Below are 10,417 nucleotides of genomic sequence, written 5' to 3' on the forward strand. Positions count from 1 at the left end.
TTTTGAAAAAGAGAAAAATCCCAATGCGGAAGGACTTATTGACTGACACCATGCAGCCCAAGAAGGAATTGGTGCGGATCGTCGTCGATAAGGAAAAGAACGTTTCTGTTGATCCAACCGGCAAGAAGTCAGGCCGCGGGGCTTATGTGTCCTTAGAGCCAGACAAGATCGCGGCTGCCCAAAAGTCCAAGGTCTTGGAACGGAGCTTGGGGGTAAAGGTATCAGATGACTTTTACCAAGAGCTCTTTGAATACGTGGATCACCAGAAGGCAAGAAAAGAATTATTTGGTGATAAAAAATAAATAATAATCGACAAAAAGCCTTGAATTTGCTGGGGCTGGCTACGCGTGCCCGGAAGACTGTTTCCGGAACCGAGCTGGTTATCGGCGAAATCAAAAAAGGCAAGCTCAAATGTATCATTATTGCCAGCGATCTGGCAGAGAATAGCCATAAAGAGGTCTTAGCTGCCCTAAATGACCGGCCAATTCCCGTGGTTGATGTTTTTAGCGCGGATGAAATCTCACAAGCAGTAGGTAAAAGACGCAAGGTTTTAGCATTAACTGACCAAGGTTTTGCCAAGGCCCTGCTAGCAAAGATCAAAGAAGGAGTGTGATCTAATGACCAAGAAACAAGAAAACGAAACTTCAAAGGAATTGGGCATGGAAAGCAAGAAAAGTAGCGGTAAGAGCGGCAAGCTGAAGATCTCAGTCAGCGCCATTCGCAAGGGCGAAAAGAAGACTGAAAACAAGAAGCCAGGCCAACGCCGTCGCCGCAACCACTCCGGCAATGATCAAGCTAGACGCCGCCGTCCAGCTGCTCAAGACCTGCTCAAAGACTTGAAGCAAAAGCAAAGAGCCGATGAAGTTCAGTTAAATGAACAAAGTCAAGCAGCCAAGAAGGAATACAAGAAGTCCTTGAACAAGCCTGCTGAAGAAGCTAAGCCAGAAGTGAAGAAGGTCGAAGTCAAGAAGGTTGAAACCGCTGAAGCACCTAAGGTGCGGGGGCCAAAGATCTTGAAGCCATCTCCAGCTAGATTAAAGGGTCAAGAAAAGAGCGAAAGCCCAAGAAGTGAACGCTCAGACAGAAGGCCAGCTTCTAGAAACAACAGCCGTCCAGCTGCTCGTCCAGACTTTGCCAGCGCTCCGCTTCCAGAAAACAAGGATTCTCGCCGCCGCGGCAACACTGGCAAGCCAGGCCGCAAGGGGCAAAACGCCTTCCAAGATCGGGGCAGAAGTGCATCTAGTGACCGGAGCGAACGCCGCAAGCGCAAGAACAAGAAGCACCAAAATGCGCCTCAAGCTAAGAAACCAGTTACCCAAAGAAAGGAACGTCCATTACCAGAAAGCTTCGAATACGAAGTTGGCATGAACGCTCAAGACTTGGGCAAGATCTTGCACAGAGAACCAGCTGAAATCGTGAAGAAGCTCTTCATGCTGGGGATCATGACCAACCAAAACCAATCCTTGGACAAGGACACGATCGAACTCTTGGCAGCTGACTACGGCATTGAAGCCGTTGAAAAGGTTCACGAAGACATTTCTGACATTGACAATATTTTTGCTCAAGAGATGGAAGCTTCTAAGAACTCTGACAACCAAGTTGTTCGGCCACCAGTTGTGACCATCATGGGTCACGTTGACCACGGTAAGACGACCTTGCTTGACCGCCTGCGTCACACCCGGGTTTCTGAACACGAAGCCGGCGGGATCACCCAGAACATCGGGGCCTACCAAGTCCGGATCAACGACCGTTTGATCACCTTCTTGGACACTCCAGGTCACGCGGCCTTCTCTAGCATGCGGGCCCGCGGTGCCGAAATCACTGACATCGTTGTCTTGATCGTTGCCGCAGACGACGGGGTAATGCCACAGACCATTGAAGCCATCGACCACGCCAAGAGTGCGGGCGTGCCAATCATCGTGGCCATCAACAAGATGGACCGGCCAGGTGCCAACCCTGCCCACGTTACTGAACAATTGATGCAGTACGAACTGATTCCAGAAGCTTACGGCGGCTCGACCATCTTCGTTAACATCTCAGCCAAGACTGGCATGGGGATTGACGAACTTTTGGAAAACATCATCCTGGAAGCCGACATGCTGGAACTGAAGGCTGATCCTAAGCAAAAGGCCATCGGTACGGTGGTTGAAGCGCGTCTGTCAAGAGGTAAGGGTCCTGTTGCCGACGTCTTAATCCAACAAGGTACCTTGAGAGTCGGTGACCCAATCGTTGTCGGCGACACCTTCGGCCGCGTCCGGACCATGACCAACGACAAGGGCCACCAAGTCAAGAAGGCTACGCCATCCATGCCAGTTGAAATTACTGGTTTGAACGACGTGCCAGAATCAGCCGACAAGCTGGTTGTCTTTGATGATGAAAAGACTGCCCGTGCCGTTGGTGAAGCCCGTGCACAGCAATCACTGCAAAAGCAGCGTGAAAACACTCAGCACGTGACCCTGGACAACCTCTTTGACACCATGAAGCGAGAAAGCATGAAGAGCGTCAACATCGTCTTGAAGGCTGACGTTCAAGGTTCTGCTGAAGCCCTGGGTCAATCCTTGCAAAAGATTGACGTTGAGGGCGTCCGGGTTAACATTATTCACTCCGGCGTTGGTGCCATCAACGAAAGTGACGTTACCCTGGCTAGTGCCTCAAACGCCGTAATCATCGGTTTCAACGTTCGGCCAACTGCTACGGCTAAGAGCCAAGCAGCTAGCGAAAGCGTAGATATCCGTCTCTACAGCATCATCTACAAGGCGATCGACGACGTGAAGGCCGCAATGCAAGGTCTGCTTGAGCCAACTTACGAAGAAAAGGTTATCGGTAACCTGACTGTTCGGGAAACTTGGAAGGTTTCCAAGATCGGGACCATCGCTGGTGCCTTTGTTGATAACGGCTACGTAACCAAGGAATCTGGCATCCGGGTTATCCGCGACGGCGTTGTTAAGTACGATGGCAAGATTGCCTCACTTCGCCGCTTCAAGGATGACGTCAAGGAAGTTAAGGCTGGCTTTGACTGTGGTTTGACCATTGAAAACTACAACGACATCAAGGAAGGCGACGAATTAGAAGCCTACGAAATGCAAGAAGTAAAGCCAAGCTAAGGGAGGCTTAAATGAAGCATAGAAAAGGACGCGTTGAAGGCGAAATCCTGCGCGAATTGACCAAGATTATTCGCAAGAATATCCGCGATCCTCGCGTTAGCGATGTCACCTTTACTGCAGTGGAATGCAGCAATGATTTTTCATATGCTACTGTTTATTACAGCTTGCTGACTGAAGACGAAGACAAGCAAAAAGAAGCTGAAGCCGGTTTGGAAAAGGCTAAGGGAACTATGCGGCACTTGCTCGGGCAAAGCCTGACCATGTACAAGGTTCCAGAACTGATTTTCAAGCGCGACCAATCCGTAATTTACGGTAGCAAGATCGATCGTTTGCTGGCAGACCTCAAAAAGCAAGAACAAGATCGACAAAATTAGGGAAAAGCGCCTTAGGGCGCTTTTTTTATTGAAAAAAAGAGAGTAAAGCAATGATTAACGGAATTATCGTAATTGACAAGGCTGCCGGCATGACCAGTGGGGACGTGGTCTACCACTTGAGAAAGCTCCTCCACCAAAGAAAGATCGGCCATGCTGGGACGCTGGATCCCGAAGTGACCGGCGTTTTGCCAGTGGCTTTGGGGCAAGCTACCAAATTGATCGACCTCATGCACGAACGTCCAAAGGCCTACCAGGGCAGCGGCATGTTTGGTCTAGCCACGGATTCTTATGACTTAGAAGGGAAGACTACTGTTGAAGCAAAATTAGCTAAACCTTTTAGCAAAGAAGAAATCCAAGAGGGGATGAACTCTTTCTTAGGCGAAATTACCCAGGTGCCGCCAATTTATTCTGCTGTCAAGGTCAATGGCAAACGGCTCTACGAATACGCTAGAGAAGGCATTGAAGTAAAGCGCCCTGAGCGTCAAGTGACCATTAGCAAGTATGACTTAGTAAGCGAGCCAACTTTTGACCCAGAAACTGGCCGGGAATACTTTGACTACGAAATTACCTGTTCTAAAGGCACCTATGTGCGAAGCCTGGTCAATGACCTCGGTGAAAAATTGGGCGTCCCTGCCGTGATGACCAAATTGCGGCGGACGGCTAGCTCCGGTTTTGACCTCAGCCAGGCGGTAACGCTAGAGGAATTGGCTGACCATTTAGATCAGCTGGACCAGTATGTGCAGCCAATCGATGCCTTTTTTAAAGACTATCCAAGCTACGATATTAACGATCGCGAATGGAAGCAGATACAAAATGGTGCCTGGATTTCCCTCCCAATTAATGCATCCAAGGTCGCTTTGCGGTACAATAAAAAGGTTAAAGCGATTTATCGGGCAAAAGGCAAGAAATTTTGCCCCGATTTGATGCTATTAAGTAATGAGTAATTGAGGGATCTAGTTTGAAAGTGATAAATACTAGCTACCCGATCAAGGAGCCCTTGACCAAGAGCAAAGTCGTCTTGGCCCTCGGCTTTTTCGATGGGGTGCACATCGGACACCAAAAGCTGATTAAAGAGGCCAAGGCCATCGCAGATGAGAAGGATCTGCCCTTGATGGTCATGACCTTTGACCGCCATCCCAAGGAAGTCTATGCCGGGGTAAAGAACTTCGACTATCTGACTTCACCCAGTGAGAAGGCGTATGAGATGGCCAAAATCGGCGTAGATTATCTGGTAATGATCAAGTTTACCAAGGAATTTAGCAAATTGCCGCCGCAAGTCTTTGTTGACGACATCATCGTCAAGCTGCAGGCTGACACGGTCGTTGCCGGCTTTGACTATAGCTACGGGCCAAAGGACGTGGCCAACATGGAGAACCTGCCTAAATTTGCCAAGGGCCGCTTTGCGATCAAGGTGATTCCCAAGCAGATTTTTGAAGGCAAGAAAATTGGCTCAACCGAAATCAGGATGGCCATTAAAGATGGCAATTTGCTGCTTGCTGAAGAGCTCCTGGGTCACCCATATGCCACTACCGGCAAGGTGGTTCATGGCTTTAGAAATGGCCACAAGCTCGGCTACCCAACGGCTAATTTGCAGCTGGAAGCACCAAAGGTCTTGCCTAAAATTGGCGTCTATGCGACCATGACGCGGGTGGGCGACACCTGGTATGAATCCATGACCAGCGTTGGCTACAATGTCATGTTCAACGATGAAAAGCAGATTTATATCGAATCAAACCTGTTTGACTTTGACCAAGACATCTATGGTCAAGAGATCACCATCGCCTGGTACAAGTACCTGCGCGACGAGATGAAGTTTGACGACCTGGACGGTTTAATTGACCAACTTGCCAAGGACCGGGAAGCAACCGAAGCTTATTTTGATCAACAAGCTGAATAGAGTGCTAAAAGACGTTTTGCCTAGCAAGACGTCTTTTTTTCGAGGAAAATTAGCAAACTCCTTGATTAACTGCTAATTTCTTGTTACACTATACCTTGTTAGCACATAGAAGTAATGAGTGCTAAAAGTGAGGGCGATATTATGTTGACCGAACGTCAAGAATTAATCTTGAAGACGATAATTCAAGATTTTACCAACACGCATGAACCGGTTGGCTCCAAAACGGTGATGAATCAGCTCCCCATTAAGGTTTCTAGTGCCACCATCCGTAATGAGATGGCAGTTCTGGAAGACAAGGGATTGATTGAAAAAACGCACTCGTCTAGTGGCCGGATTCCTTCTACCGAAGGCTACCGCTACTACTTGGACAATCTGGTTCAGCCGCTGCAACTGCCAGAAGAAATGTATCATGAGATCGGCTACCAGTTTGATCAGCCTTTTAACCAGGTTGATGAAATCGTCAAAGAAGCCGCCAAGATCTTGTCAGACTTGACCGACTATACGGCCTTTGCTGAGGGACCGGAAGCTAAAGACGTGATGATTACCGGCTTTAGAATCGTGCCTCTGGCACCGCGCCAAGTGATGGCGATCTTGGTAACCAGCGATGGGGGAGTGAAGAACCAAGTCTACACCCTGCCAAGACACATTTCAGGCGAAGAAATTGAGCAAGCAGTGCGGCTAATCAACGACCAGCTGGTTGGCCGCAACTTAAAGGACATCAACAAGGATACCTTTGCCCAGCTCTCCAGCAACAACGTGGTAGGCAAAAACCTGCCAGAATTCCTGGAGCTGCTAGAATCCGTAATCAAGGATGCAGCCAGCGAGCAAATGTATGTTGATGGCCAGCTGAACCTGCTCAACAATGCAGAAAACAGTGACTTACAAGAAATCAAATCGCTGTATGAATTGATCAACTCCAACCACCTGGCTGGGGAGTTGATTGATTTAAGCGATAATCAAAAGGAAAAATATCCAGTCCATGTCCGCCTAGGGTCAGAACTCCAAAATGACCTGCTCAAGGACTTTAGCCTGGTGACGGCTGAATATAGCGTTGGCAACTACGGCCGGGGGACAATCGCCATCTTAGGCCCAAGAAACATGCCATATTCAGAAATGATCGGGCTGATGGAATATTTCCGCCAAGAACTAGCAAGAAAACTGCTGGATTACTACGGCAGGTTTAAATAAGGAGGTTAGCCGTGAGCAAAGAAGAATTTCCAAGTGAAAAGGACTTAACTCAAGAAGAAAAAGACGGCAAGCTAAAGAAAGGCGAAGCAAAGGAAGCTGAAAAGCCAGCTGGCTCAAAAGAAGCAGAACCTAAAGCTGAAAGCAAGGAAAATTCAGAACTTGAAGCCTTAAAGAAGCAAGTCGCTGACTTAACGGCCAAGAACAAGGAACTAGAAGACAAGTACTTGAGAAGCGAAGCCGAAATCCAAAACGCTCAGCGCCGCTACAGCAAAGAGCGTGCCAACCTGGTCAAGTATGAGTCTCAGCGCCTAGGCAAGGATATCCTGCCAAGCGTAGACAACCTGGAACGGGCCCTGCAAGTTAAGGCCGATGACGAAGTTTCTAGCCAGCTCAAGAAGGGGATTGAAATGACCCTGGAAGGCCTGGTTCGGGCTTTAAAGGACAACGGCATTGAAGAAATCAAGGCTGATGGCGAAAAGTTTGATCCGACATTGCATCAAGCAGTACAAAGCGTACCGGCTGAAAATGATGATCAAAAAGACCACGTCGTACAGGTCCTGCAAAAGGGTTATGTTTACAAGGACCGGACCTTGCGGCCAGCCATGGTGGTTGTTGCGCAATAGCCGCTAGATTTTTAATAAAAAAGCAATAATTCAAAGGAGATAAAGACAATGTCAAAAGTTATTGGGATTGACTTAGGTACTACTAACTCTGCAGTCGCAGTTTTGGAAGGCAAGGAACCAAAGATCATTACTAACCCAGAAGGTGCCAGAACTACTCCATCAGTAGTTGCCTTCAAGGATGGCGAAATCCAAGTTGGGGAAGTGGCTAAGCGTCAAGCCATCACTAACCCAAACACCATCGTGTCCATCAAGCGGCACATGGGCGAAAGTGACTACAAGGTTAAGGTTGGCGACAAGGCTTACACCCCACAAGAAATCTCAGCCATGATCTTGCAATACATCAAGAAGTTCTCAGAAGACTACTTGGGTGAACCAGTTACCGACGCCGTAATCACGGTTCCAGCCTACTTCAACGACGCACAGCGTCAAGCTACTAAGGATGCTGGTAAGATCGCTGGCTTGAACGTGCAAAGAATCATCAACGAACCAACCGCTTCAGCTTTGGCCTACGGTTTGGACAAGGACGACGATGACGAAAAGGTTTTGGTATACGACCTTGGCGGTGGTACTTTCGACGTTTCCGTTTTGCAATTGGGTGACGGCGTCTTCCAAGTTTTGTCAACCAATGGTGACACCCACCTGGGCGGGGACGACTTTGACAACAAGATCATCGACTGGTTGGTAGCCGGCTTTAAGGATGAAAACGGCGTTGACTTGTCCAAGGACAAGATGGCCATGCAGCGTTTGAAGGATGCCGCTGAAAAGGCTAAGAAGGACTTGTCAGGCGTATCTTCAACTCACATTTCTCTTCCATTCATCTCAGCTGGTGAAGCGGGTCCACTCCACTTGGAAGCAGATTTGACTAGAGCTAAGTTCAACGAATTGACTGATGACCTGGTTCAAAGAACCAAGATTCCATTTGACAACGCTTTGCGTGACGCAGGTCTGAGCGTAAATGACATCGACAAGGTCATCTTAAACGGTGGTTCTACTCGGATTCCAGCCGTTCAAGAAGCCGTTAAGAAGTGGGCTGGCAAGGAACCTGACCACTCCATCAACCCAGACGAAGCCGTTGCCTTGGGTGCAGCTATCCAAGGCGGGGTTATCTCCGGTGACGTGAAGGACATCGTTTTGCTGGACGTTACTCCACTTTCCCTTGGTATCGAAACCATGGGCGGGGTCTTCACTAAGTTGATCGACAGAAACACCACTATCCCAACTTCTAAGAGTCAAATCTTCTCAACTGCTGCCGACAACCAACCAGCCGTTGACATCCACGTTTTGCAAGGTGAACGGCCAATGGCTGCCGACAACAAGACTTTAGGCCGCTTTGAATTGACTGACATTCCAGCTGCCCCACGCGGCGTGCCACAAATTCAAGTTACCTTCGACATCGACAAGAACGGTATCGTTAACGTTTCAGCCAAGGACATGGGCACTGGCAAGGAACAAAAGATCACCATTCAATCCGCATCTGGCTTGTCAGATGAAGAAATCGAAAGAATGAAGAAGGAAGCCGAAGAACACGCTGACGAAGACGCAAAGAAGAAGGAAGAAGTTGACCTTAGAAACGAAGTTGACAGTTTGATCTTCCAAACTGAAAAGACTTTGAAGGAAGTCGACGGCAAGCTTTCAGACGCTGACGTTAAGCCAGTTAAGGATGCCCTGGAAGACCTGAAGAAGGCTCAAAAGGACAACAACTTGGACGACATGAAGGCTAAGAAGGACGTTTTGAGCAAGGCTGCCCAAGATCTGGCTGTTAAGCTCTATCAACAAAATGCCCAAAACGGTCAAGCAGGCCAAGCTGGTCCTAACCCAAACGGGGATGCCGGCAATAACGGTTCAAACGGCTCAAACGGTGACACGGTAGATGGCGACTTTACCAAGGTAGACCCAAACAAGTAAAGCGGCTATAATAAAACAAAAGGAGAAGAACTGCGTGACGTAGTTCTTTTCTTTTGTTAGTAATAAGGAGCGTTTAATTAGATGGCAGCAAATCGGGATTATTATGACGTCTTAGGCGTGAGCCGGGATGCCAGCGATGCAGAAATCAGCAAGGCATACCGGAAATTAGCGAAAAAGTACCACCCAGACCTCAACCACGAGCCAGGAGCAGAAGAAAAGTACAAAGAAGTCAACGAAGCTTACGAAGTCTTGCACGACCCACAGAAAAAGCAGCAATATGACCAATTTGGTCAAGCCGGCATGAATGGTCAAGGCTTCGGGGGCCAGGGCTTTGGCGGTCAAGGCTTCGGCGCCTCTGATTTTGGCGACTTTGGTGACATCTTTAACAGCTTCTTTGGCGGCGGCGCGCGCCAGCAGGTGGACCCAACGGCTCCGCAAAGAGGGGCTGACCTGGACTACACCATGACTATTGACTTCATGGATGCCATCAAGGGCAAGACCAGTGACATTACCTACACCCGGTCAGCCACCTGTGAAACCTGCGGGGGCAATGGGGCTGAAAAGGGTACTCACCCAATTACCTGTGACAAGTGCGGCGGCTCCGGCATGATGACCATTACCCAAAGAAGCATCTTGGGCATGGTTCAAAGACAGACTACCTGTGACAAGTGTGGTGGCTCTGGCGTGATCATCCAGCACCCATGTAAGACCTGCCACGGCAAGGGCGTCACTGACCAAAAGCAGACTCTGCAAGTCAAGATTCCAGCTGGGATCGACAATGGTCAGCAGATTCGCTTGTCTGGACAAGGGGAAGCCGGCAAGAACGGCGGCCCTTACGGGGACCTTTACATCGTTTTTAGAGTGCGCCCAAGCAAGGAATTTACTAGACGCGGCCAAACGATCTACACGACGATTCCAATTTCTTTTGCCCAAGCAACCTTGGGGGATGAAATCAACGTGAAGACCGTTTATGGCGACACCAAGTTAAAGATTCCGGCTGGGACTCAGCCTAACCAGAAGTTCACCTTGAAGGAAAAGGGCGTGCCTAGCTTGCGCGGCGGCACAACCGGTGACCAGATCACGACGGTTGAAATCGTGATTCCAAAGAACATCAATGAGGCTCAAAGAAAGGCCCTCCTTGAATTCGTCAAGGCTAGCGGCGGCAGCATTGCTCCGCAGGAAAAAGGCTTCTTTGAACGGCTCAAGGAAAAGTTAAGCTAAGATAAGAAATTATTTCGTATTTTTGCAAGAGGTGACCAAATGGTCACCTCTTTTTAGTGGGTAAAGAAAGACAAAGGCGCGTTTTTCGGGTATAATTGTTTAGTA

10 protein-coding genes are annotated in these 10,417 nt (G+C 48.8%); all 10 read left to right on the forward strand.

Annotated elements, in window-relative coordinates:
* Positions 1-2: 2 nt before the first annotated feature.
* The 10 genes from rnpM to dnaJ all read left to right on the forward strand — a co-directional run bounded on the left by rnpM (position 3) and on the right by dnaJ (position 10,312).
* Positions 3-302 (forward strand): RNase P modulator RnpM, encoded by a 300-nt coding sequence (gene rnpM, locus ACI4WN_RS03675; protein WP_054667677.1) that lies wholly within the window; start codon positions 3-5, stop codon positions 300-302.
* Positions 303-328: 26 nt separating this feature from the next.
* Positions 329-613, forward strand: a complete 285-nt coding sequence (locus ACI4WN_RS03680) for a L7Ae/L30e/S12e/Gadd45 family ribosomal protein (protein WP_439777010.1) — start codon at positions 329-331, stop codon at positions 611-613.
* A gap of 4 nt (positions 614-617) precedes the next feature.
* A complete protein-coding gene (gene infB, locus ACI4WN_RS03685) occupies positions 618-3,104 on the forward strand; it encodes a translation initiation factor IF-2 (protein ID WP_439777011.1) in 2,487 nt (828 codons plus the stop codon).
* Positions 3,105-3,115: 11 nt separating this feature from the next.
* Entirely contained in the window at positions 3,116-3,478 is a 363-nt protein-coding gene (locus ACI4WN_RS03690) for a ribosome-binding factor A (protein ID WP_008459901.1), read from the forward strand.
* Positions 3,479-3,528: 50 nt separating this feature from the next.
* Positions 3,529-4,422: a tRNA pseudouridine(55) synthase TruB gene (gene truB / locus ACI4WN_RS03695; protein ID WP_439777012.1), complete on the forward strand. Its 894-nt coding sequence runs from the start codon at positions 3,529-3,531 to the stop codon at positions 4,420-4,422.
* A 14-nt stretch (positions 4,423-4,436) separates the two neighbouring features.
* Positions 4,437-5,375, forward strand: coding sequence for a riboflavin biosynthesis protein RibF (gene ribF, locus ACI4WN_RS03700; protein ID WP_439777013.1), 939 nt, complete (start codon positions 4,437-4,439; stop codon positions 5,373-5,375).
* A 141-nt stretch (positions 5,376-5,516) separates the two neighbouring features.
* A complete protein-coding gene (gene hrcA, locus ACI4WN_RS03705) occupies positions 5,517-6,563 on the forward strand; it encodes a heat-inducible transcriptional repressor HrcA (protein WP_439777014.1) in 1,047 nt (348 codons plus the stop codon).
* A gap of 11 nt (positions 6,564-6,574) precedes the next feature.
* On the forward strand, positions 6,575-7,186 hold the full coding sequence (grpE, locus tag ACI4WN_RS03710; RefSeq protein ID WP_439777015.1) for a nucleotide exchange factor GrpE: 612 nt from the start codon (positions 6,575-6,577) through the stop codon (positions 7,184-7,186).
* A gap of 48 nt (positions 7,187-7,234) precedes the next feature.
* Complete coding sequence (gene dnaK / locus ACI4WN_RS03715; protein WP_439777016.1) at positions 7,235-9,091, forward strand: molecular chaperone DnaK; 1,857 nt, start codon at positions 7,235-7,237, stop codon at positions 9,089-9,091.
* An 81-nt stretch (positions 9,092-9,172) separates the two neighbouring features.
* On the forward strand, positions 9,173-10,312 hold the full coding sequence (gene dnaJ / locus ACI4WN_RS03720; protein ID WP_439777017.1) for a molecular chaperone DnaJ: 1,140 nt from the start codon (positions 9,173-9,175) through the stop codon (positions 10,310-10,312).
* Positions 10,313-10,417: the final 105 nt, after the last annotated feature.

Origin of the sequence: Lactobacillus sp. (assembly GCF_051893255.1) — a bacterium.
Lineage (GTDB): Bacteria > Bacillota > Bacilli > Lactobacillales > Lactobacillaceae > Lactobacillus.